The sequence below is a fragment of the Geobacillus sp. FSL K6-3411 genome (genome assembly GCF_037965715.1).
GTDB lineage: Bacteria > Bacillota > Bacilli > Bacillales > Anoxybacillaceae > Geobacillus > Geobacillus thermodenitrificans.
Genome location: NZ_CP150187.1, coordinates 2500358 through 2523429, shown reverse-complemented (window position 1 = coordinate 2523429; position 23072 = coordinate 2500358). Strand labels below are relative to the sequence as shown.

The 23072-nt window shown below is 51.9% G+C and carries 26 protein-coding genes and 1 riboswitch; of the genes, 20 read left to right on the top strand and 6 right to left on the bottom strand.

Annotated features, from left to right (window positions below; translation table 11 throughout):
• The first annotated feature begins 4 nt into the window (after positions 1–4).
• Both NSQ22_RS12835 and NSQ22_RS12830 read left to right on the top strand, forming a co-directional pair.
• On the top strand, positions 5–742 hold the full coding sequence (locus NSQ22_RS12835) for an HAD-IA family hydrolase (RefSeq protein WP_008879864.1): 738 nt from the start codon (positions 5–7) through the stop codon (positions 740–742).
• A gap of 8 nt (positions 743–750) precedes the next feature.
• Complete coding sequence (locus tag NSQ22_RS12830; protein WP_035499253.1) at positions 751–1911, top strand: rhomboid family intramembrane serine protease; 1161 nt, start codon at positions 751–753, stop codon at positions 1909–1911.
• Here NSQ22_RS12830 and NSQ22_RS12825 read toward each other — a convergent pair.
• The gene (locus NSQ22_RS12825; RefSeq protein ID WP_008879862.1) at positions 1908–2777 is read right to left on the bottom strand and encodes a hypothetical protein; all 870 of its coding nucleotides are present in this window, start codon (positions 2775–2777) and stop codon (positions 1908–1910) included. The genes NSQ22_RS12830 and NSQ22_RS12825 overlap by 4 nt on opposite strands.
• Before the next feature lie 124 nt (positions 2778–2901).
• On the opposite strand from NSQ22_RS12825, the gene NSQ22_RS12820 reads away from it, so the two are divergent.
• The 4 genes from NSQ22_RS12820 (at position 2902) to NSQ22_RS12805 (ending at position 6904) form a co-directional block, all read left to right on the top strand.
• Positions 2902–4365, top strand: a complete 1464-nt coding sequence (locus NSQ22_RS12820) for a spore germination protein (RefSeq protein WP_087960379.1) — start codon at positions 2902–2904, stop codon at positions 4363–4365.
• A gap of 98 nt (positions 4366–4463) precedes the next feature.
• Positions 4464–4676, top strand: coding sequence for a YqgQ family protein (locus NSQ22_RS12815; RefSeq protein ID WP_008879860.1), 213 nt, complete (start codon positions 4464–4466; stop codon positions 4674–4676).
• Positions 4677–4683: 7 nt separating this feature from the next.
• The gene (locus NSQ22_RS12810; protein WP_008879859.1) at positions 4684–5637 is read left to right on the top strand and encodes an ROK family glucokinase; all 954 of its coding nucleotides are present in this window, start codon (positions 4684–4686) and stop codon (positions 5635–5637) included.
• Between the two features lie 103 nt (positions 5638–5740).
• Positions 5741–6904, top strand: coding sequence for a M14 family metallocarboxypeptidase (locus NSQ22_RS12805; protein WP_011887806.1), 1164 nt, complete (start codon positions 5741–5743; stop codon positions 6902–6904).
• 35 nt (positions 6905–6939) lie between these two features.
• Here NSQ22_RS12805 and NSQ22_RS12800 read toward each other — a convergent pair whose 3' ends face one another.
• A complete protein-coding gene (locus NSQ22_RS12800; RefSeq protein ID WP_008879857.1) occupies positions 6940–7116 on the bottom strand; it encodes a DUF2759 domain-containing protein in 177 nt (58 codons plus the stop codon).
• Between the two features lie 179 nt (positions 7117–7295).
• On the opposite strand from NSQ22_RS12800, the gene NSQ22_RS12795 reads away from it, so the two are divergent.
• Positions 7296–7928 carry an MBL fold metallo-hydrolase gene (locus NSQ22_RS12795; protein WP_008879856.1) on the top strand — a complete coding sequence of 211 codons (633 nt, stop codon included), beginning with the start codon at positions 7296–7298 and terminating at the stop codon, positions 7926–7928.
• 231 nt (positions 7929–8159) lie between these two features.
• Positions 8160–9287 (top strand): SAM-dependent methyltransferase, encoded by a 1128-nt coding sequence (locus NSQ22_RS12790; protein WP_035499228.1) that lies wholly within the window; start codon positions 8160–8162, stop codon positions 9285–9287.
• Between the two features lie 30 nt (positions 9288–9317).
• Here the strand turns inward: NSQ22_RS12790 and NSQ22_RS12785 are convergent, their stop codons facing one another.
• On the bottom strand, positions 9318–9560 hold the full coding sequence (locus NSQ22_RS12785; protein ID WP_008879854.1) for a DUF2626 family protein: 243 nt from the start codon (positions 9558–9560) through the stop codon (positions 9318–9320).
• A gap of 163 nt (positions 9561–9723) precedes the next feature.
• Positions 9724–10422, bottom strand: coding sequence for a helix-turn-helix domain-containing protein (locus NSQ22_RS12780; protein WP_008879853.1), 699 nt, complete (start codon positions 10420–10422; stop codon positions 9724–9726).
• 199 nt (positions 10423–10621) lie between these two features.
• Here NSQ22_RS12780 and comGA point away from each other — a divergent pair, with 199 nt between their 5' ends.
• The 8 genes from comGA to NSQ22_RS12740 all read left to right on the top strand — a co-directional run bounded on the left by comGA (position 10622) and on the right by NSQ22_RS12740 (position 14988).
• The gene (gene comGA / locus NSQ22_RS12775) at positions 10622–11692 is read left to right on the top strand and encodes a competence type IV pilus ATPase ComGA (RefSeq protein ID WP_029760727.1); all 1071 of its coding nucleotides are present in this window, start codon (positions 10622–10624) and stop codon (positions 11690–11692) included.
• Positions 11689–12717 (top strand): competence type IV pilus assembly protein ComGB, encoded by a 1029-nt coding sequence (gene comGB, locus NSQ22_RS12770; protein WP_008879851.1) that lies wholly within the window; start codon positions 11689–11691, stop codon positions 12715–12717. Before comGA ends, comGB begins: the two co-directional genes overlap by 4 nt.
• Before the next feature lie 67 nt (positions 12718–12784).
• Positions 12785–13081 (top strand): competence type IV pilus major pilin ComGC, encoded by a 297-nt coding sequence (gene comGC / locus NSQ22_RS12765; protein ID WP_011887800.1) that lies wholly within the window; start codon positions 12785–12787, stop codon positions 13079–13081.
• On the top strand, positions 13071–13508 hold the full coding sequence (gene comGD / locus NSQ22_RS12760) for a competence type IV pilus minor pilin ComGD (RefSeq protein ID WP_008879849.1): 438 nt from the start codon (positions 13071–13073) through the stop codon (positions 13506–13508). Before comGC ends, comGD begins: the two co-directional genes overlap by 11 nt.
• Complete coding sequence (locus NSQ22_RS12755; RefSeq protein ID WP_339263578.1) at positions 13492–13818, top strand: competence protein ComG; 327 nt, start codon at positions 13492–13494, stop codon at positions 13816–13818. Before comGD ends, NSQ22_RS12755 begins: the two co-directional genes overlap by 17 nt.
• Positions 13797–14240, top strand: coding sequence for a competence type IV pilus minor pilin ComGF (gene comGF / locus NSQ22_RS12750; protein ID WP_339263576.1), 444 nt, complete (start codon positions 13797–13799; stop codon positions 14238–14240). Before NSQ22_RS12755 ends, comGF begins: the two co-directional genes overlap by 22 nt.
• A 133-nt stretch (positions 14241–14373) precedes the next feature.
• Positions 14374–14763, top strand: coding sequence for a competence type IV pilus minor pilin ComGG (comGG, locus tag NSQ22_RS12745; protein ID WP_008879846.1), 390 nt, complete (start codon positions 14374–14376; stop codon positions 14761–14763).
• Between the two features lie 45 nt (positions 14764–14808).
• Complete coding sequence (locus tag NSQ22_RS12740) at positions 14809–14988, top strand: YqzE family protein (protein WP_008879845.1); 180 nt, start codon at positions 14809–14811, stop codon at positions 14986–14988.
• 76 nt (positions 14989–15064) lie between these two features.
• Here NSQ22_RS12740 and NSQ22_RS12735 read toward each other — a convergent pair whose 3' ends face one another.
• A complete protein-coding gene (locus NSQ22_RS12735) occupies positions 15065–15859 on the bottom strand; it encodes a YqhG family protein (protein WP_008879844.1) in 795 nt (264 codons plus the stop codon).
• Positions 15846–17510: an SNF2-related protein gene (locus NSQ22_RS12730; protein ID WP_011887795.1), complete on the bottom strand. Its 1665-nt coding sequence runs from the start codon at positions 17508–17510 to the stop codon at positions 15846–15848. The genes NSQ22_RS12735 and NSQ22_RS12730 overlap by 14 nt, the downstream gene beginning before the upstream one ends.
• Positions 17511–17727: 217 nt before the next feature.
• A riboswitch (glycine riboswitch) is annotated at positions 17728–17816 on the top strand.
• A gap of 190 nt (positions 17817–18006) precedes the next feature.
• On the opposite strand from NSQ22_RS12730, the gene gcvT reads away from it, so the two are divergent.
• The 4 genes from gcvT to NSQ22_RS12710 all read left to right on the top strand — a co-directional run bounded on the left by gcvT (position 18007) and on the right by NSQ22_RS12710 (position 23051).
• Complete coding sequence (gcvT, locus tag NSQ22_RS12725; RefSeq protein WP_008879842.1) at positions 18007–19104, top strand: glycine cleavage system aminomethyltransferase GcvT; 1098 nt, start codon at positions 18007–18009, stop codon at positions 19102–19104.
• 19 nt (positions 19105–19123) lie between these two features.
• Positions 19124–20470, top strand: coding sequence for an aminomethyl-transferring glycine dehydrogenase subunit GcvPA (gcvPA, locus tag NSQ22_RS12720; protein ID WP_029761068.1), 1347 nt, complete (start codon positions 19124–19126; stop codon positions 20468–20470).
• Positions 20463–21926 carry an aminomethyl-transferring glycine dehydrogenase subunit GcvPB gene (gene gcvPB / locus NSQ22_RS12715; protein WP_029761066.1) on the top strand — a complete coding sequence of 488 codons (1464 nt, stop codon included), beginning with the start codon at positions 20463–20465 and terminating at the stop codon, positions 21924–21926. Before gcvPA ends, gcvPB begins: the two co-directional genes overlap by 8 nt.
• A 141-nt stretch (positions 21927–22067) precedes the next feature.
• On the top strand, positions 22068–23051 hold the full coding sequence (locus NSQ22_RS12710) for an aldo/keto reductase (protein ID WP_008879839.1): 984 nt from the start codon (positions 22068–22070) through the stop codon (positions 23049–23051).
• Positions 23052–23072 lie beyond the last annotated feature (21 nt).

Below are 23072 nucleotides of genomic sequence, written 5' to 3'. Positions count from 1 at the left end.
AGCGATGAAACGGTGGGAAGCCGTTTGGTTTGATGTGGATGAGACGCTCATTGACTATGAGCAGACGTTTTGCGCCGCCATCCGCCATTGTTTTCATCGCTTTTTTCCGGCTGCTCCCGTTTCGTTTTCCGTTTGGTTTCCCATTTTCAAAGAGGCGTGCGACCGATATTGGGCCGACTACGAAGCCGGAGCGTTGACGCGTCGTGCTTACCGTCGGCTCCGCTTTCTCGATGCGGCGCGCGCCTGCCAAATCGAAGCGGACGAGGAGATGGCCGACCGGTTTCACACGTATTTTGACGGGGTAGTCAGCCGGTTTGCTGTCGCCTTGCCGGGCATAACCGATTTGCTTTGCCAATTGCGCGCAGCCAACGTGCCTCTGGGGGTTATTACGAACGGCAGCGGTGCCATTCAGCGCGGGAAACTGGCCTCCTGCGGTCTTCATAACTTTTTCCGCGGCGATGCCGTGATTATTTCTGAAGAAGTTGGGTATAAAAAACCGGAGGCGGCGATTTTTCACTATGCTAGAAACAAGCAACCGTCCAAGCAGCCGGTATATGTCGGCGACTCGTGGAAATTGGATGTAGAGGGAGCGCTTGGCGCCGGTTGGGAGGCTGTGTATTTTCGACCGCGGCAACCGGCTCCCACCGGCTCGTCCGTCCCAGTGTGTCGGACGGTCGGCGAATTGACCGCCTTGCTGCTCAATGGGCTTGGCCTCGTCGGAGAAAGGGAGAGGAGAACGTGATCGGAACGATGGATGTATTGTTTTGGCAGCTTGTTCGTCTTTTAATCCATAGCGGCTACCGCATCGCACAGATGTCTGAGCGCGGCGATGAAATATGGCTTGAATCGGGCCACTGGCGGCGTCCGACGATTGTCCGTCTTGTGCGCGCCGATTTTGATTGGAGCCGGTCGCTGCGCCTCGATATCGAGTATACATGGCAATTTGTCCGGCAAATGAATGGACGAAAAATCGGCAAAGGAGGCCATGTCGTCAATGTATATGTGATGGCGTATCCGCCGGTCGACGATTGGGAATTTCTTGTAGATGAACCGCTTCCACTTTCCGAGCCAGCGGATGGCGCGTTTCATACGCTTCTCATTCATAGCAGCAACACAGCTGAGATGTTGCCGCGCCTTGCGGACATGACCGGCGCCACGATCCGACCGGAGCCGCTCACGGAGGGAGCCGACCCGTTTGCCACCGCCGAGCGTTTGAAATATGAAGTGCTAACGGAATGGCGCCGTGAGCAGGAAGAAGAACGACGCATTTTTGAATACGGCAAACCCTTGTTCACAAGGCTGTTGATCGTTGTGCAAGTGGTGATGTTTCTCATTCTCGAATGGAGCGGCGGCAGTACGGACCCGAGCGTCTTAATCCGTTATGGCGCTAAGTTTAACCCGCTCATTGAAATGGGGGAATGGTGGCGCTTTTTAACGCCGATGTTTTTACATATCGGGTTTTTGCATTTGCTGACCAACACGTTCGCTTTATATTATTTAGGAATAACGGTTGAACGGCTGTATGGTTCGCTTCGATTTTTGCTCATTTATGCAACAGCCGGCTTTTTTGGGACGTTAGCAAGTTTTTTGTTTACCCCTTCTATCTCTGCCGGGGCGTCTGGCGCCATTTTTGGATTGTTTGGGGCGCTTCTTTATTTCGGTACGGTATATCGGCACTTGTTTTTTCGCACAATGGGGATGAACGTAATCAGCTTAATTGTTGTGAACTTACTGTTTGGTCTGCTTGTCCCTGGCATTGATAACGCCGGCCATATCGGCGGACTAGTCGGTGGCTTTTTGGCCGCGGGCGCTGTCCATTTACCGAAGCGTGTCGCTTGGGGAAGACAGATGAAGGCGTTGGTTGTTGCCGCGTTGTTGGCCGCCGCCGGTTTATGGCTTGGTTTTCGCTAAGGGACTTGGATAAGCATCACTTTTTCGCCGTTTTTCGCCTCTAGCAAGATGAGGATTCTACGATAATCTTTTTGAATCAAAATGAGCGGCATCGTGCTGCCGATTGGCGAGAGGATGGAACCATCCTCTTTTTTTATGCCGAGCACATACGACTTGTATAACCCTTCCCATAGACGGCCGATCATCGTTTGCGTTTTTGCTGTCGATAAGCCGGGCAGCGGCTGTTCCGTATAGGCAACCAACTCTGGCAAATAAAGAGCGTAATAGTCGTCTTTGGATAAGGAAAAATAATCTAGCAACTCGTCTGCTTTATGACGGAGAAACTCGTTGGCCGCTTTGTTTAAGACGCGCTGCCATTCGCGCTCGTCGTCTGTTTTCGGCCGCCGGAACGATGTGAGCGGATAGTACGGCGAGTCGATGACATATAAGTACGTACTTGACATCGTCTGGCTGCTCGTAATGATTTCCCCTTTATGCAGTTCGCCATGATGGAACGTAATCGCTTGGAAGAAACGGCTGTCATGCGTCATCACCGTCTTCTCCATCCGGATCGTATCCACATCCGTTTCCCATTTGGATAACACATCAATTAATCGGCCATCGGCAAACAGCAAGGAGATATCTTGTCGCAAATAAGCGCGGCGATTTAACGTCGAGGTGGTTGACCAGCGCAACGTATAGCGTTCGCGCTCTTTTTTGGCGCCGAGCACAAGCGTTGTTTTCGCTTCGGTGAATACCGCTTCACGGTCGAGCGGGAAAAATTTGATCGTTTCCACGGTGCGATGGCGCTCCCACCACGAGAAGAGAGGAGCCGCGACGGCCATAATGACGACAAGCAGCGCGGCAACGATCACCCATCTTTTCATGACATCCTCCTGGATTGGACAAGGTTGTCACCAATATATGCATCGCAAGGAACATTTATGTATGAATTTCCTTTTCATTGTCTATGATGAGGAGTATATAGTGAACGAGCTGCAGGGGATGATGATGGAAAAACGAGTGCCAAAACAACCAGCCTCCCGCCGCCTTCATGACAATGCTGCTTACTTATCGGAGCGGCTTGGGGTCGATAAAAGTTTTGATGTCATTCGCCTTGACGTTGAGTATGGCGGCCGGGCCATGGCGTTGTTTATGATCGATGGATTTGTCAAAGACGATATGTTGCACTATTTAATGGAATATTTATCTGGTCTTGAAGAACATGAACTTAAAAACCATCCGCTCGAGAAGTTGTTAAAGACACATCTTCCTTACGTTGAAATCGGGCAAACAGACGATCTCGAAGAAGCAGCCGCCGCGGTGCTTGCAGGACCGACAGCACTCGTCGTTGATGGGGTTGAACATATCATTTTGATTGATGCCCGCACTTATCCGGTGCGCGGACCGGAAGAACCGGATACCGAGCGGGTGGTGCGCGGGGCGCGCGATGGCTTCGTGGAAACGATCGTCTTTAATACGGCCCTCATCCGCCGCCGCGTCCGCGACCCGTCGCTGCGCATGGAATATGTGCAGGTGGCGCGTCGTTCAAAAACCGATATTTGTATTTGCTACATCGAGGAAATTGCCGATCCGGAGCTGGTTCGCCGTGTTCGTGAATCGATCGCCGCCATTGACACGGACGGACTCGTAATGGCGGAAAAAACGGTCGAGGAGTTTGTTTCTGGGCGGCATTGGAATCCATATCCCGTTGTCCGCTATACGGAACGTCCCGATACGGCGGCCGCCCATTTGTATGAAGGGCATGTGCTTGTCATTGTTGACGGATCGCCAAGCGTCATGATTACTCCGGCGACGTTTTGGCATCATTTGCAGCATGCCGAAGAATATCGGAACAAGCCGATCGTCGGAGCGTATTTGCGGCTTGTCCGTTTTTTAGCTGTCTGGGCGTCGGTGTTTTTGCTGCCGCTTTGGTACTTGTTCATGACAGAGTCGGAGCTGTTGCCGGGGGCGTTGCAATTTTTAGGAAAGGCGAATTTAGGTGATATTCCACTTTTTGCCCAGCTTCTTATGATTGAAGTGGGGATGGATATGTTGCGGATGGCCGCCATTCATACACCGTCTTCGCTGGCCACTGCGCTTGGCCTTGTCGCCGCGCTCATGATCGGCGGCATTGCGGTAGAAGTTGGTCTCTTTTCCAATGAGGTCATTTTATATTTTTCGGTTGCTGCGATCGGCACATTTGCAACGCCGAGCTATGAAATGAGTTTGGCAAACCGGCTCGTCCGTATTGCTTTGCTCATTTTGTCGGGCTTGTTCGGCCTGTTTGGCTATGTGCTCGGCATTGCTGTTTGGATCATTGCATTGGCCAGAATGTCGTCATTTGGCATTCCATACTTATGGCCGTTTATCCCGTTTTCTTACCGGGGGATGCGTGATGTGCTCATCCGTTCGCCGATGCCGTTGAAAAACCGGCGGCCGGCTATTCTCCATCCGCGCGACCCCGATCGTTAGCGCAGGCGCTGATAGAAGCAGCGCCTGCATTTTTTTGCCTTGACTGTCACGGTGGTTTGCCGCTACATTAAAAAGAGAGAAAAGGAGCTTAGAAGACGATGAAGACAGTATATGATGTGCAACAGTTGCTCAAACAGTTTGGCACGATTATTTATGTCGGCGACCGGCTTGCCGATTTAGAGTTGATGGAAGAGGAAGTGAAAGAACTGTACGAGTCCCAGCTGATCGATGCCAAACAGTTGCAGGCCGCACTATTCATTTTGCGGCATGAAGCGCAAATCGAGCGAGAAAAACGAATGACAAAAGGATGAGGACGAAATGCAACAATGGTTGGTAGGTATTGATCTTGGCGGTACAACGATCAAAATGGCGTTTGTGACAACTAGCGGCGATATCGTGCATAAATGGGAGATCCCAACCAATATTTCGAATCGCGGGGAGCATATTGTCGCTGATATTGCCCGGTCGCTTGATGAGACGCTCGTCAAGCTTAATGCGACGAAAGAGCAATTGCTCGCAATCGGCATCGGCGCCCCGGGGCCGGTGCAAGAGGAAACGGGGACGCTGTATGAGGCCATCAACTTAGGATGGACGAATTATCCTTTGAAACAGCAATTGGAAGCGGCAACAATGTTGCCGGTGGCTGTGGATAACGACGCCAATATCGCTGCGCTCGGTGAAATGTGGAAAGGAGCTGGGGGCGGTGCACGCCATTTGCTGTTTGTCACGCTCGGCACCGGCGTGGGCGGCGGTGTGATCTCCAATGGCACCATCGTGCGCGGGACGAACGGTGCCGGTGGGGAGCTCGGCCATATGACGATGGTCGTCGATGGAGGCGCGCCATGTAATTGCGGAAAAACCGGTTGTCTTGAAACGATTGCGTCGGCGACCGGAATCGTGCGGATCACTAACGAAAAACTGGCCGCTGACGAGCAGCCAAGCGTGCTGCGCGGCGGAGAGGTCACCGCCAAAGCTGTGTTTGATGCCGCCAAAGCAGGTGATCCGCTCGCGCTACAAATCGTTGACGAAGTGACGCACTACCTCGGTTTGGCGTTGGCGAACGCCGCCAATGTAACCAATCCGGAGAAAATCGTCATCGGCGGCGGTGTCTCGAAAGCAGGCGATATACTCGTTGAGCATGTGACCACCCATTTCCGTCGTTTCGCTTTTCCACGCGTCGCTGCTGGAGCTGAGATCGCCTTGGCGACGCTCGGCAATGATGCGGGTGTCATCGGCGGCGCCTGGCTGGCCAAAGCGCTTGCCGGTGCCTAAAACAACAACGGCTGGCTGCCATATGGCGGCAAGCCGTTGTTTTCATTTTTTGGCGTCCATTGACATATGTTGGAGATAGAAGAATGGGAAGGAGAGACGGCGCATGCACATTCAAGCATGGCCAGGAGATACGTTTGAGAAGTATGGGCGATGGTTTGGTGTGCCGACCGAGTTAATCATGGACGCCAATTTGCACGTTGAAAAGGGAAGGCTATGCCCGGGACAGACGGTTGCTATTCCAGGATATGACATGATGGATACGTGGGAAGCGCTCGCTAGCTGCCTGTCGCTGCCGGTCGAGGCGCTGCAGCGGCTGCCGGGGGCGATGGCGGTCATCAACGGAACAGTGCCGTTGCCGAAGCGGATCATTTCCCCTGTTGTCCGTCGCGCCCAGCCTTATGATTTTGCCGCTCTTGCCGAAGATATTGAAGCGATTATTCGCTGCTATCCATTTGTGCGCCGACGGACGATCGGTCATAGTGTGCTCGGCTTGCCGCTTGTCGAGCTGCAAATTGGCCGTGGGCCCGTGCGCATCCATATGAACGGATCATTCCATGCTAATGAGTGGATTACAACGGCGGTGTTAATGGCGCTCATTGATGATTATTTACGAGCGCTTGTCGATGATGCCGTGCTTGCTGGCCATCGGGTGCTTGAATATTACCATAAAGTTACCCTTTCGATCGTGCCGATGGTCAACCCGGATGGTGTCAACCTCGTGCTTAACGGCCCGCCCGAAGAGGAGACATACCGAAACGACGTCGTCCGCATCAACGGCGGTTCGCTCGATTTTTCACAATGGAAAGCGAATATTCGCGGCGTTGATTTAAACAATCAATTTCCGGCTCGCTGGGAAATTGAACAGGCTCGCAAACCGCCAAAAGCACCGGCACCGCGTGATTTTCCAGGCTTTGCCCCCCTCACTGAGCCGGAGGCGAAGGCGATGGCAGCGTTGGCGGAAACAAGCGATTTTGCCATGGTTGTCGCGTTTCATACACAAGGAAAAGAAATTTACTGGGGATATGAAGGATTGGAACCATTCGAAGCGGAAGCGACCGTCAAGGCGATGGCGGAAGCAAGCGGATACAAGGCTATCCGCTACATTGACAGCCATGCTGGCTATCGCGATTGGTTCATTCAGATGTGGAAGCGGCGTGGCTATACGGTCGAGCTCGGAGAGGGCGTCAATCCGCTGCCGCTCTCACAATTTGCGCAAATTTACCAAGAGGCCCTTGGCCTGTTCTTAGCAACGCTCAAAATGGCGTAAAAAAACGCAAGAGGCTCGATTTGCCTCTTGCCTTTTTAATGTGTGCCGGTCGGAATTCCGTTATGCAAAATTGTCATGATCGTAAACCAGCCGAATACAGCCGCCGTTCCAAGTCCGAACAAAAACCCGAGCACGTTTTTCTCGCGCAACGTCCGAAGCATTCCATAAAGGGCAAGCAACGAGATGAGCGCGAAAATAATCACTGTACCCATCGTTTTCCCTCCTCATGAAACAGTATGTACAAACGAGTCCATTCTTTTTCATTGTAATCTTTTTTCTTCCATTTGTCGAGGTCCATTCCCTTTTTATTTTTTCCTTTCATCTTGTGGGAAAAAACAGTAAAATAAAGCTAAACATGCATTGGCCATGCCAAATAAAGGAGGAAACGGTTATGGAATGGACGCGCATTCCTGTCGGCCCGATTCAGGCGAATGCTTACCTTTTGTCAGCCGAAGACGGCTCATGCGTCATCGTTGACCCCGGAGCGGAAGGAGCAGTGCTCGTTCGCCGAATGGAGGAAAAACAGCTGACGCCGTTGGCAATTTTATTGACGCACGCCCATTTTGACCATATCGGCGGCATTCCGGATGTGCTCGCCCGCTGGGATGTTCCAGTCTATTTGCATGAAAACGAAAAACAGTGGCTACAAGATCCAGCGTTAAATAGCTCGCTTTATTTTGGGGCTCCGGTCGTTGTCCGCTGCGAACCGACATGCATCGCAGGGCGGACGACGCTGACGATTGGCCCGTTTGTGTTTGACGTCCGCGAAACGCCGGGCCACTCACCGGGCAGTGTCTCGTATTATTGCGAAGCAGCGCAAATTGTATTTTCCGGTGATGCGCTGTTTGCCGGCAGCATTGGGCGTACCGATTTGCCAGGCGGCAATCATCAACAGCTGCTAAACAGCATTCATGACGAGTTGCTCACGCTGCCTGAGGAGACGATTGTCCTCTCTGGCCATGGGCCGGAGACGACGATTGGCGCAGAAATGGACACAAATCCGTTTTTGCATGGGTTTTCATAAGAAAAGCAACGCATGGAGTTAACCGATGTTCGCATCATGAAAAACAGGCAGACGACCGTCTGCCTGTAAAAACAGAAAAAACCCTCCTTAGTCGTGCCAAGAAGGGTTTTCGGGGGATGTTCTATTCACCATCATGGGAGGGGATATAGTTGAGCTACTAATATAACGATATACGATTGTTTTTACTATGTCAATAGTAAAAAACAAGAAACCTTGAGGAAGGAATGAATGATGGAGCGACTGTACAAGGAAATTGCCGCAGCGCCGGACGGACGAGTGTCATATGCGGATTATATGCAAATGGCCCTTTATGATGAACGCTTCGGCTATTACACGCGTGAACGGGAGAAAATAGGAAAGGAAGGCGATTTTTTCACGAACAGCTCTTTGGCGCCGGCGTTTGGAAAAGCGCTTGCTTCGTTTTTGATCCGACTTGTAGAACAGGGAGGGCTGCCGCCGGCTGTTTGCGAATGGGGGGGCGGAGACGGGCGTCTAGCGCTGGCCGTATTGGAAGAATGGAAGAAAAAAAGCCCGCATACATATAAAAATTTGTCGTATACGATCATCGACCAAAGTCCGTTTCACCGCCGGCGCCAACAGGAAACGCTGCGTCCGGTTGCGGAACGAGTGAGACAATATGACGCTATTTCTCGTTGGCTTGATGAGTGCGGGCCGTTTTCCGGCATTGTGTTTAGCAACGAATTTTTTGATGCATTTCCAGTCCATGTCATCACAAAGGAACAGGGTGTTTTGTACGAATGTTTTGTCGCCGCCCGCAACGGTCGGCTCGTTGAGGAAAAAGCACCGCTTCGAAATCCGGACATTATTCATTATTTGGATGAGCGCGGTTTGGCTCTCTCCGAAGGTCAGCGGTTGGAAGTGCCGTTGGCGATGAAACAGTTTTGGCTCGAAATCAGCCCGCTGTTCCGTCAAGCAGTGATGGTAACAATCGATTACGGTTACACGGATGAACAGCTGGGGGCACCAACGCGTCGGCACGGGAGTTTACGCGGCTATTTCCGCCATCAGCTCATTTCAGACCCGCTCTGTCATCCGGGAGAGATGGACTTGACGTCCCATGTGCAATGGGATGCACTTCGTTTATACGCCCGGCGGGCCGGGTGGGAGGAAGTGGCGTTCGTCCGCCAAGATCGGTTTTTGTTAGCGGCTGGTCTCTTAAACGAATGGGTCGTTTCCGAAAGCGCGGAGTTGTTTTCATCGGCGAGTCGACAAAACCGAATGATCCGCACGCTTATTACCGATGACGGCATCAGCCGCTTTTTTGATGTGCTCATTCATCAAAAAGGAGTAAGGCTTTCCGCCGTGGATATTTGGGCGGCGCCGGAGTTTTTGCCGTAAAGAAAAACAGGCAGAGGGATCTGCCTGTTTTTATTCGCCCATGCCGGGTACCATCATAAATGTTGTCCAATACGTGAACGCAGCAAAGAAAATCGTTAAATATGCCCCGAAAATATAAATGTACATTCTTTCGGTCAGCTTTAAAAAGCCAAGGAACAAGAAAAACACCGTTTGGCCAAAGAAGATGAGCGAGGTTGTATGCATATGGCCGAGGTAAAACATGACGGCGAAAATGCCAGTCCAAAAGGCAAGCACGCGGAACATGCGATCCATTATGTATCCCTCCTTTTATGCAATCCAGTTGTCCTTACTTATTATAATGTACAATAGTTGGGAATGTAAATAACGCTTTCGGACAGGCTGTAAGAAAAAGATTGGGCGCCTGCCGTCAAACAGCCACCCTCGTATGAAGAAAAAAAGGGGAGAAGGACCGCTGCTACGGGCGGATGGCGATGCGGTAGGCGCAACGGCGGCTGCCGTTCATCATATTTTCTGTTTCATTCAGTTTGGCATCGGCAAACAGCGCTTCCACCATTCCTTCTAAAAAAGCATGGTGCATTCCGCAAACGGTATCCGGTTGCTGTACGGCGATTTCTTTGAATGGACAGTTGAAAATGTCGAGGTAAAGCATTTGTTCGTCTTCTTCATAGTGAATTTGCGGAAGAAATCCGGCCGCTTCAGCTGCTTCTTCCATGATGCGGATTTTTTCCTCCAAGGTAAGCGCACTTGTTGATCTGTTATGCGGCAGGCGGTTGGCAACGAGTTCATAGCCAAATTGTTTTCCCGTTTCACGCAATGCTTCAAGCCCGATCGGACCGAGTTTGGCCATCGTTTGAATGGCGATGTGGGCCAAAAGCTTGTAATCACGGAACGGAAAGTACAGCCCGACTACTTCGTCCGACAATCGGTACAATCGACTCGGACGTCCGCCTTTTCCCGTTTTTTGCGTATCCGATACGACCATGCGAACATCTTCAAGTTTTGTTAAGTGAAGACGGGCAACGTTCGGATGGATGTGGAATTTTTCGGCGATCTCTTGAACCGAAACTTCGCGGTGTATTTTAGCCATGTATTCGTAAATATGAAACCTTGTTGGGTCAGATAGCACATTTGTAATTTTTAACGTTTGTTCCATCGGGTTTCCCTCCTAAATAAATCATTGATACGGTTATTATAATGAAATGGGTCAAAGCAAGGAATGATTTTTGTCACTATTGGCGGCGAGTCGGACAAAATTCAAAAAATGTTCACGAAAAATTTTTTCGACAAGCAGCAGGAAAACGAGCAACATCTGTCGAAATACAAAGCAATCTGTCGAAAGGAGGGAATATGTTCTGGATGATATCGAACAAGTAGCGAACCGTCTCCTCGCCGAAGCGGTGCAACGCCGCGCCTCTGACCTTCATCTCGTCCCGCGCCGACATGATGCGATCATTCGCCTCCGCCTTGACGGCATGCTCATCGATGTTGGTACAATCTCGAAAGAAACCGCTGAACGCGTCATCGTCCATTTCAAATTTTTGGCTGGCATGGATATTGGCGAACGCCGTCGTCCGCAAAGCGGCGCGATGGAAGTGAATGAGTCCGGGGAAACGGTGTATTTGCGCTTATCCACGCTGCCGACGCTTTATGATGAAAGCCTCGTCATCCGCCTTCTACCGCAGCGCTTTTCGCTGCCGCTTCGTGAACTATCCTTATTTTCCCACTCCACCGCACGATTGTTTTCCTTTATGCAGCAGCCACAAGGACTCGTGTTGCTGACCGGCCCAACCGGGTCGGGAAAGACGACGACATTGTATACGCTTCTCGACGTTTGCCAAGCGGAAAGACAACGTAACATTATCACGTTGGAAGATCCGATTGAAAAGCGGAATGATCGGTTTTTGCAAGTGCAGATCAATGAAAAAGCAGGTATCACGTATGCAGCCAGCTTGAAAGCCGCTTTGCGCCATGACCCGGATGTGTTAATGGTCGGCGAGATCCGCGACCATGATACGGCAGCGATCGCCGTACGATCAGCGTTGACAGGGCACTTGGTGGTATCGACCATGCATGCTGCTGATGCAGTCGGCGCAGTGTATCGGCTCCATGAGTTCGGGGTGTCTCCCGGCGACTTGGCTGAGACGTTGCTTGCTGTTTCGGCGCAGCGTCTTGTTGAGCTTCGCTGCCCGCTATGCGGTGACAATTGCCATCCGGCTTGTCGTCGGCTTCAACGAAGACGGCGTGCTGCCGTTCATGAGCTGCTTTACGGCTCAGCGCTCTTTGATGTCATCCGTTCGCTGTCGGGGGAAGGCGAGCAACGGCTCCGCCCACATCTGACATTAGCACGCCTCATCCGCAAAGGAATCGCACTCGGGTATTTGCCGACTCGCGCGCTTGAACTTGTCGGAGGGGGAGAACGATGAAGAAGAAAACGTGGCCGCTTGCTGAACAAGCATTGTTTTTTACTCGACTTGGCCGGCTGCTTGAGCGCGGCTATCCGCTCGGACAAGCGCTCGAATTTTTAGCCATCCAAGCCCCAATGAAGCGCCGGTTGGAGCTTGAACGTTGCTTGCAGCAGCTGCGGGCCGGTTTGCCGTTGTTTGCCGCCATCGAGGAGCTGCCTGTCGACCGTCTTGCTGTCAGCCTGCTCTTTTTTGCCGAAAGGCATGGCGATTTGCCGCGCGGCATGGCGGAGGCGGGGGCGGCGCTCGCACAAAAAGCGCGTTTCGGTGAACAGCTGCGCCGCTTTGGGCGCTACCCTCTTTTTCTTTTCGCTTTGCTCATCGTCATGCTACTATTGATGGAACGATGGCTGCTTCCGCAATTTGAGCGAACCGCCGCGGCGCTTTCACCTGAAAATGAACAAACTTCTCTACTTATTGCGCTCATCGCTCACGCTCCGATGGCGTTGGTCGTCATCGCTTCCTTCGCCATATTCTCCTGGCTGTTTTACGCTGTTTTCTTCCGCCGCTGGCCGATTGCCCGCCAGCTTCAGCTCTCCTTGTCCATTCCGTGGTGCGCTTCGGTTGTGAAACTGTTGGTTACGTATGTTATGGCCCGCCAGCTCGGCCGTCTTCTGCAAGCGGGGTTGTCTGTCTACGAAGCCCTCGGGGTTTTCAGTGAGCCTTTCTCTTGGCCGTTTCTACAAATGGAAGGTAAACGAATTCGTGATGGGTTGGTCAAAGGGATGCCGCTTGATCATCTCGTCAGCGTTGTCCGCTATTATGAACCGGAGCTGGCGCTTGTCATCCGCCACGGCCAGTCGAACGGCGAACTTGGCAAAGAGCTCGAACATTACGGTGAGTTTTTGCTGCAAGTGATCGAAAAGAAGCTTGAAACAGCGTTGAAGCTTGTGCAGCCACTCTTGTTGTCAGCAGTCGGGGTGCTTGTCGTCGGCATGTATTTGGCTATTTTGCTGCCGATGTTTTCGATGTTGAACGGGCTGTAAAGTTGCATAGGAATATGCGGCGGCTAAAGATGAGAGGTGAGACTGACGATATGAAGGAGGAGTTGCCATGAACGAAAAAGGGTTTACACTTATTGAAATGCTCATTGTGTTAATGGTCATTTCAGTGTTGCTGTTAGTTGCGATTCCAAACATCACAAAGCATAACGGCATGATTAACGACAAAGGATGTGAGGCGTTTTTGAGCATGGTACAGGCGCAAGTGAAGGCATATGAGATGGAGCATAACAAAATTCCAACCGTTCAACAATTGCTTGATGGCCGTTATATTAAATCGGACAAATGCCCGAACGGTCATGCGATCAAAATTAACGAGAATGGCGATGTGAGCGAAATTGGCTCGTAACGGTGGGTTTACGCTGCTTGAAATGCTAGTCGTTTTGTCGATCGTGCTTCTGTTGGCGGCACTGGCCGTCCCAGAGCTTGGTGGGATCATGCAGCAGCGTGAGGAAGCGTATATGCTGGCGCTGCTGCGAGCCGATTTGTATGGCGCTCAGCAGCATGCCATCGCCAAGCGAGGGAAAGTATCCGTGTTTTTCACCGAAGGACGCGGTGAGTATCGGGTGGTTGATGCGGAGAGTGGTCAGCAGATCGTCGTCCGCACGCTCCCGGCGCCATGGCGGTTTCAGATTGGCACGCTGCGCAATCCGGTCGTCTTTACTGATAACGGCAATATTGAACAAGGCGGGACTGTTTGGGTAAAAAGTAGCGAAAACAGTTATAAAGTGACGTTTTTGCTCGGAAAAGGGCGGTTTTATGTACAAAAAATGTAGCGGCGGATTTTTGCTCGTTGAGGCGTTGTTTGCCCTAGCATTGTTATGGACGGCGGCTGTTGTCCTCCTTCCCTTGTATATGCAAATCACACTTGAGCGAAACAATCTCGTGCTCGAGGAAAAAGCGCACCGGCTGTTAACGATCGCTTTGTATGAAGAGCCGCTTGTCGGCGAAACGACGGTGGCAGATGGACGAACGGTGTTTCGTTTGCAGGCGCGCAACGAAGGAGGGCAGATGTGGAAAGTATGCGTGCGTTGGAACGACTACGTCGGCCGCGAGGTGGAACGGTGCGGGTACGGCAAGCGGTAGCAGGGGGAGGGTCCGGATTTACGCTTTTGGAAGCGCTGTTGGTGCTGGCGGCCGCGTTGACCGTTGCTGCGATCATCCCGGCGCTGCTATCCGTCCGCCCGCTTGGTGCTGATGTGTCAGTTGATGGGTTTACGCACCTTGAGTGGCGTTTGTTTTTGCAGCAACTGCAAATCGAATTGCATGAAACGGAACGATGGTCGACGGACGGGGCGACGCTTTATTTGCAAAAATGGAATGGCGACAAGGTGAGCTTTTCGTTAGTAAAATCCAACATCATCCGCCAAGTGGACGGCACTGGCAACGAAACAGCACTTCGTCATGTGCGTGCTGTTTCATACAGTACGGGCATCCGTGGTCTGTTTGTGCAAGTGACAGCTACCGATGGAATGGTTTATGAAGCGTTTGTGGCGCGGGCGTTTTAGTGGGAGGATCTTTTACTGAATGGCTAGCGGCTCTTAGCAGCCGTTATACCTCCTTTCGCTTGCTTGGGCGACGAGCTGTATCGGCTTGAGAGCAAAGGACGGAGGAACAAAGAGAAAGGAGCAGAAGGGGAAGATGGGACGTCAGGACGGCGTCGTTTTTCCGCTTGTAGCGGTTGTTGCTTTGCTGCTCGCTTTTTCCGTCACGCACATCGTGCTTTTGTATGAAGTGGAACAACAGGCGGCGCATGCCGATCGACAGGCGGCCGAAGCCGATGAGCTCGTGCAGATGGCCGTGTTTGACGTGAAAGAACAAATCGCACTGTCGGATCCAACGATGACCGTGCGCGAAGGGGAATGGACGTACCCGCGCGGGACGGCTGTCTACCGTTGGGAAAAAGAAGGAGAAACGAGCGTCCGTGTCGCCTTGTCTGTCCGCTCGTCATCCGGATTTAGAAGAAGTGTCGTGTTTACGGTCATGCTTCCAGCGCTCCATATCACCGAGTGGAGCGAGCAAAACGATTAAAAAAGGAAAGAGACGGAAAAACTAAAAGGAAAAGGGGGGACTTTGATGGCGGTCAATGATTATGTCAAATTTGTCACCCAGCAGTTTGTCGCATACATGGATATGCCGAAAGAGGAACGGACACGGCGGCGAAGTGAGCGGAAACAAGAGAAGCCTCCGCTCTCTTACCGCCTGTTCGGGCTGATGCCGCTTTCGTTCCGCTTGTTGTTTCGGCGCCGCTCATGACGGACACCCGCTGGCCTTGTCGGCTGGCGGGTGTTTTTTGGTTGAAACGGCGCCAGATTGCCCGGTTATAGGGGTGTCATGAGGAGCGGGGCATTAAATAGAACAGGCCGCCGTTAATGATAGAAACGGTGATGCGCGGTTTATATTGCTTTTCAAGCGCTTCTTTTTCGATATAATAGCATTCTGGCTTTTCTTCTGTATCTTTGTAAAACTCATCAAGCAGCGCCAAATCATCGGCCCAGCGTTGGCGTGCTTCGTCGGCCCATGTGTGGTCGTCAGCGGCGATGCGGCCGCGAATATATTGTTCAAGGCGGCTGATGCCGCTTCGTGGCTTAATGAGCGGAGAAATGGTGAAGCAATAATCCGGGATTTTCGGCGTCAACCGCCGCTCACGCAGCCGTTCATGAAACGATTCGATGATTGTTCCACTGATTAGATGAAGACCAAGTGAAACGAGATCATCTTTTTTTCGGTCGCATTCATACGAAATGACAACGTTCATGCCAAGCCACGGATGAAGGGCAGCATTTCCATTGAGCGGGGACTCTGGTTCTTCGTACAGCCGGATAAAGCTGCCGCGTTTTTGGGCCGAGCGGAACAGCTGGTGCAGCCGTGGCGCTCCGAAATGAAGCCGTTCTCCTTTTAGCTTGTTCGTCTGCTCGTTTGGACGGGTGATCAGTGTCAGCTGCATCGGTTGCGGAACGCCGCCCGTCCGTTCGATGTAATGCCAATAGAACGGCCGATTCATCAGTTCTTTATCCATTTCTGCCGTCAGCTGGATCGTCATATAGTTGTCGTTTGCTTCTAAAAAGGTGCAGCCGTTCGCCGTAAAGTAACGCTCGACAAAACGACGGATTTCATGTTGCTGCATGCCGTTCGCCCCCTTTTTTTCCGAGTTGCTCCGCCAGCTCGATCATGGCCATAATATTTTCCATTTTAATTTTCATTTCCCCTTCGCTCCGCGAATGGACGAGGGCGTCTTCAAAATAATGCTCGAGGTTGGCGAGGTTCATTTTTGCCAAAATGTCATCCAGTTCACCAACGACTCGCTCGAATAAGCGGATTTTTTCGTACAGAAGCGTTAAAATATGTTCTTCAACCGTCTGTTTGACGGCGAAATTGTAAATGTGGACATCATCCGTTTGGCCGAGCCGGTGGACGCGGCCGATCCGTTGCTCGAGGCGCATCGGATTCCACGGCAGGTCGTAGTTGATGACGTAGCGGCAAAATTGCAAGTTGATCCCTTCACCGCCCGCTTCGGTGGCGATAAACACTTGAGCATGGTTTTTAAACAGCTCTTGCATCCAGTCTTTTTTGCCGCGCCGGAAGCCGCCGCGGAACGGGACGGACGAAATGCCGTGCTGCTTTAAAAACCATTGCAAATAGAGCTGTGTCGCCCGATATTCGGTGAAAATAATCACTTTGTCATTAATGGAGCGGATGAGCTCGAGCGCTTTTTCCGCCTTTGAGTTCGTTGTGACAGCGTTGATTTTTTCAAGCACATGTTCAAGCGCTTCCGGAACCGCCCCTTCACACTTATCGATCATGTTTTTAATCGTTAAAAACAACGCTTCACGACTGCTGCACGCTTCGCGAAGGAGCGTGATAAGCGAAAACGAACCGGCGAACGATTCATGGCGGAGCGCCTTTACTGCCTCATACAGTTCGCGTTCTTCGTCTGTAAACTCGATCAACACCGGCTCGACGTGGCGTTTTGACCATTCGATCGGTGTGTCGGCACGACGGTTGCGGATCATCACTTTGTTGACGAGCGCTTTTAAATGATCGTTTGTTTGCACCGCTCGCGTTTTGCCATACGTTTTCGCAAACTGTTCGGCGTTGCCTAAATGGCCAGGTTTCAGGAGCGAGACAAGGTTGAAAATTTCTTCGATCCGGTTTTGGATTGGCGTTGCTGTCAGCAGCAAACAAAACTTCTTTTTTAAATTTTGCACAAACTCGTAGTTTTTCGTTTTGTTGTTTTTTAATTTGTGCGCCTCATCGATGATGATCATATCATACGGCTGCTCGTAAATGATGTCGCGGTGCGGCGGTTTTTTCGCTGTATCGATCGATGAGACGACGATGTCGCATTGTTCCCATACATAGCTCTTTTTTTGCTGGACGGCCGGGATGAAAAACTTTTCGTTCAGCTCTTTCACCCATTGTGAAACAAGGGAGGCGGGAACGAGAATGAGCGCTTTTTTGACAAGACCGCGAATCATGTATTCTTTGAGGACGAGCCCCGCTTCAATCGTTTTGCCAAGACCCACTTCATCGGCCAAAATCGCTTTGCCATTCATCTCTTCGACGACGCGGCGCGCCACTTCAAGCTGGTGCGGCAGAATCGTTAAATGCGGCAAATGTTTCGGTGCCTGCAAGCCGTTAAATTCCGGCACGCTTAAATGATGGGCGGCCTCTAACGCTAACTCGTACATTTCCCAGCTCGCCCATGGACCGTCTTTTTCGACGCGCTCAAGAAACTCCTCCTTCCATGTTTCGTCCATTTTTATCTCGATGTCCATGGCCATCCCCTTCCCTTGTTACGAATATTTGTGTGGATGATAGGTTATATGTTAAACAAAATAAGAACAATTTTGTATTTAATTCTTATGAAAGTTCGATTATTTTCTATTGCCCTTTTTATGTGGTTAATGGTAGTATAAATTTAGAACATTCTTATGAATGATTGATAAGGGCGTTTTTAGTATGCCCGCTTTGGAAAAATTTATGAATCGGCGGATGACGGCAAGGGGAGAGACTACGGAATGTAGCGCCGAAGGAGCAAGCGGAAACGCGAATCTCTCAGGCAAAAAGACTCTTGCTTGACGCAGCTCTGGAGAGCGTCTGCCCATAGGCGGACCACCCAAGAGGAAACCGCTCGGCCAGCGTCAACGGCTAATGGCTGTGTCGATCGATGGTCGACGGGAAACTTTCAGGTGCCAGGACAGAGCCCCCTTTTATATAAAGGGTGGAGTCTGTCCTTTTTTTTGCGTCACAGATTAAAAAGGAGGGAATCGGATGCTGAAGCGCACGCCACTTTTTCCGGTATATGCCCGTTACGGCGCCAAGACAGTTGAATTTGGCGGCTGGGAAATGCCGGTGCAATTTTCAAGCATCAAGGAAGAACACAATGCTGTAAGAACGCGCGCCGGGCTGTTTGATGTTTCCCATATGGGGGAAATCATCGTCCGCGGCGGTGGCAGTCTCCCTTTTTTGCAAAAACTGATGACGAACGATGTCGCTAAGCTGCGGCCGGGACGGGTGCAATATACGCTCATGTGTGATGAAAGCGCTGGCACCGTTGATGACTTGTTGATTTATCAAAAAGGGGAAGACGACTATTTGCTTGTCGTCAACGCTGCAAATACGGAAAAAGATTTTGCGTGGCTAAGCGAGCACGCAGATGGTGACGTCGAACTCGAGGATGTGTCGGCGGAAACGGCGTTGCTTGCTTTGCAAGGGCCAGCTGCCGAACGCGTGCTGCAAAAATTGACCGATATGGATTTGTCGGCGCTGCGTCCGTTTTCGTTCCAAGATGGTGTGGAAGTGGCCAGCGTAAAGACGCTCGTTTCCCGTACCGGCTATACCGGTGAGGACGGGTTTGAACTATACTGTCAAGCGGAAGATGCCATTACTTTATGGGAGGCTATCTTAACGGCTGGAGCTGAGGACGGCGTCCTCCCGTGCGGGTTAGGGGCGCGTGACACGCTCCGCTTTGAAGCGTGTTTGCCGCTTTACGGCCAAGAACTCTCAGCAACGATCTCGCCGCTTGAAGCCGGGCTCGGCTTTGCCGTCAAAACGGAAAAAGAGCCGCCATTTATCGGCCAAGCCGTGCTGAAGCAGCAAAAAGAAGCTGGGCCGCCGCGTCGGCTTGTCGGCATCGAGATGATCGATAAAGGCATTCCGCGCCACGGTTACCGCGTGTTTGCCGCCGGCGAAGAAGCTGGCTTCGTCACAACCGGCACGCAGTCGCCGACGTTGAAAAAAAACATCGGTCTAGCTCTTGTCAAAGCGGAAGTGGCTGCGATTGGCCAAGAAGTAGAAGTGGACATCCGTGGCAAACGATTGAAAGCAACCATTGTACCGACCCCGTTTTACAAGCGGGCCAAGTCATAAGTAAGGGGGAAGGAAAACTGTGCTCCACCGTTATTTGCCGATGACGGAAGAAGACAAACAAGAGATGTTGAAGACGATCGGTGTTGCCTCGATCGATGAGCTGTTCGCTGACATTCCGGAACAAGTCCGCTTCCGCGGTGAACTGAATGTGAAACGGGCAAAATCGGAATCGGAACTGTGGAAAGAGTTAAGTGCGCTGGCGGACAAAAACGCTAATGCGAGACAATATGTTTCTTTTTTAGGTGCCGGGGTGTACGATCATTATATTCCGGCCGTCGTCGACCATGTTTTAATGCGTTCCGAGTTTTACACGGCGTATACGCCGTACCAGCCGGAAATTTCGCAAGGCGAGCTGCAGGCCATTTTCGAATTCCAAACGATGGTGTGTGAGCTGACCGGCATGGACGTCGCCAACTCGTCGATGTATGACGGCGGCACGGCGCTTGCAGAAGCAGTGCTGCTGAGCGCGGCCCATACGAAGCGCCGCAAAGTGCTTATCTCTAACGCCGTCCATCCGCAATATCGTGAAGTCGTGCGCACGTATGCGAACGGACAGCGGCTTGAGGTGAAAGAAATTCCGTATAACGGCGGTGTCACTGATCTTGAGGTGCTTGCAGCCGAAATGGGAGACGATGTGGCGTGCGTTGTAATCCAATATCCAAACTTTTTCGGCCAGATTGAGCCGCTTAAAGCGATTGAGCCGCTCGTCCATGAAAAGAAGAGTTTATTTGTTGTTGCTAGCAATCCGCTCGCCCTTGGTGTTTTGACCCCGCCTGGGGAGTTTGGGGCCGACATCGTCGTCGGTGATATGCAGCCGTTTGGTATCCCGATGCAATTTGGAGGTCCACACTGCGGTTATTTTGCCGTCAAAGCGCCGCTCATGCGGAAGATTCCGGGGCGTCTTGTCGGGCAGACGACCGACGAGGAAGGTCGCCGTGGATTTGTGTTGACGTTGCAGGCACGTGAACAGCATATACGTCGCGATAAAGCGACATCGAACATTTGTTCAAACCAAGCGTTAAACGCCTTGGCTGCTTCAGTGGCGCTCTCGGCGCTCGGCAAGCGGGGGGTGAAAGAGATGGCGACGATGAACATGCAAAAGGCGCATTATGCGAAAAGCGAGCTCCAAAAACGCGGCTTATTATCGCCATTTGCCGGCCCGTTTTTTAACGAGTTTGTCATCCGGCTCAACCAGCCGGTCGATGATGTCAACGCCCGCCTGCGGCAAAAAGGGATCATCGGCGGCTATAATCTCGGCTTCGATTATCCGGAGCTTGCCAACCATATGCTCGTTGCTGTCACAGAACTGCGGACGAAGGAAGAAATCGATCGGTTTGTAAACGAATTGGGGGATGGCCATGCATAACGATCAACCGCTCATTTTCGAACGAAGCAAGCCAGGACGAATTGCCTACAGCTTACCGACACTTGACGTTCCTGCTGTTGATGTAAGCGAGCTTGTGCCGGCTGATTATCTTCGCACTGAGGAGCCGGAGCTGCCGGAAGTGTCAGAATTGGACTTAATGCGCCATTATACCGCGCTCTCCAAGCGGAACCACGGCGTCGATTCAGGATTTTACCCGCTCGGGTCGTGCACGATGAAATACAATCCGAAAATCAATGAAAATGTCGCCCGTCTCGCCGGGTTTGCTCACATCCATCCGCTGCAGCCGGAGGAAACGGTGCAAGGGGCGCTTGAACTCATGTACGACTTGCAAGAGCACTTAAAAGAAATTACCGGAATGGATGCAGTTACGCTGCAACCGGCGGCTGGCGCTCACGGCGAGTGGACCGGGCTGATGATGATCCGTGCCTATCACGAAGCAAACGGCGATTTCGGACGGACGAAAGTGATCGTTCCTGACTCGGCGCACGGCACGAATCCGGCGTCGGCAACGGTTGCCGGCTTTGAAACAGTTACGGTTCGCTCGACTGCTGATGGACTTGTTGACTTAGAGGACTTAAAGCGCGTTGTCGGCCCGGATACAGCGGCGCTTATGCTCACAAACCCGAACACACTCGGGCTGTTTGAAGAGCAGATCGTCGAAATGGCAGAAATCGTCCATGAGGCGGGCGGCAAGCTGTATTATGACGGCGCGAACTTAAACGCCATTCTTGGTAAGGCGCGACCAGGTGATATGGGCTTTGACGTCGTCCATTTGAACTTGCATAAAACGTTTACCGGCCCGCACGGCGGCGGGGGCCCAGGTTCTGGTCCGGTCGGGGTGAAAGCTGACCTCATCCCGTTTTTGCCGAAGCCGGTCATTGCCAAAGGAGAAAACGGCTATTATCTCGATGACGATCGCCCGCAATCGATCGGACGTGTCAAGCCGTTTTACGGCAACTTCGGGATCAATGTCCGGGCGTACACGTACATCCGCTCGATGGGGCCGGACGGCTTAAAAGCGGTGAGCGAATACGCCGTCTTAAACGCCAACTATATGATGCGTCGACTTGCCGACTATTACGATTTGCCGTATAACCGCCATTGCAAGCACGAGTTCGTTCTCTCCGGCAAACGGCAAAAGAAGCTTGGAGTCAGAACGTTGGATATAGCAAAGCGGCTGCTGGATTTTGGCTTCCATCCGCCGACGATTTACTTCCCGCTCATCGTTGAAGAGTGCATGATGATCGAACCGACTGAGACCGAATCGAAAGAAACGCTTGACGCGTTTATCGATGCGATGATTCAAATTGCCAAGGAAGCGGAAGAAACTCCGGAAATCGTCCAAGAAGCGCCGCATACGACTGTTGTTAAACGGCTCGATGAAACGACTGCGGCCCGCAAGCCGATTTTGCGCTATCAAAAAACGAGAAACTAATACCGATAAGCGGCTCGTCCAAAAATGGGCGGGCCGTTTCGTTTAGCCCGGCTGCGCCGCTATTGCAGCGTTGACAGAAAAGTTTAGTTAGTTTATCATATAAACTAATGGCGGTGATCCATGAATAAGGGGGAGTGAGACATGCAATACCGGCAGTTAGGAAGTACCGACCTTCGAGTGAGCGAACTCAGCTTCGGTACGTGGGCGATCGGCGGCTCATGGGGGAAAGTCGACGATCAAGAATCGTTGCGCGCCCTCGCTTACGCCATTGAGCAGGGGGTTAACTTTTTTGATACGGCTGATGTGTACGGCAACGGCCATAGCGAGGAGCTGTTGGCGAAGGCGACAAAAGGGAAGGAAGACCGCATCTACATAGCAACGAAGTTTTGTCGCGCCGGCGATATCCATGACCCAAACAACTATTCCGAAGCGTCCGTGCGCGCATATTGTGAGGCAAGCTTAAAACGGCTCGGCCGCGAGACGATTGATTTGTATCAAATTCATTGCCCGCCGTTTTCCATTTTAAAGCAAGGCGCCGTGTTTGAAGTGTTAGAGAAGTTAAAGCAGGAAGGAAAAATCCGCTATTACGGCGTCAGCGTTGAAACGATAGAAGAAGGGCTGTACGTCATCGAGCATTCGCAGGCAAGCGCGCTGCAAGTCATTTTCAACATTTTGCGGCAAAAGCCGCTCGAGCGTCTGCTTCCGGAAGCGAAACGGCGCGGCGTCGGCATTTTGGTCCGCCTTCCGCTCGCCAGCGGACTGCTGACTGGTAAGTTCACGAAGCAAACGACGTTTGCTGAGGATGATCACCGCCATTTCAACCGCAACGGTGAACAGTTTAATGTAGGGGAAACGTTCGGCGGCTTGGAGTTTGAAAAAGGGGTGGAGCTCGCCGACAAGCTGCGTTGGATTGCCGATGGGCGCGGCAGCATGGCGAAAGCGGCGCTCCGATGGGTCATTGACCATGAAGAAGTGACGTGCGCCATTCCAGGATTTAAAACGGTGAAACAAGTCGAAGAAAACTTGGCGGCGTTGGCGGTGCCATCGTTCAGTGAAGAAGAAATGGCGCGGCTTCGCCAGTTTTACGAGACTGAAGTGCATCCGCACATTCGCGGGGCATACTAAACGAAAAAAGGATGACTAGTC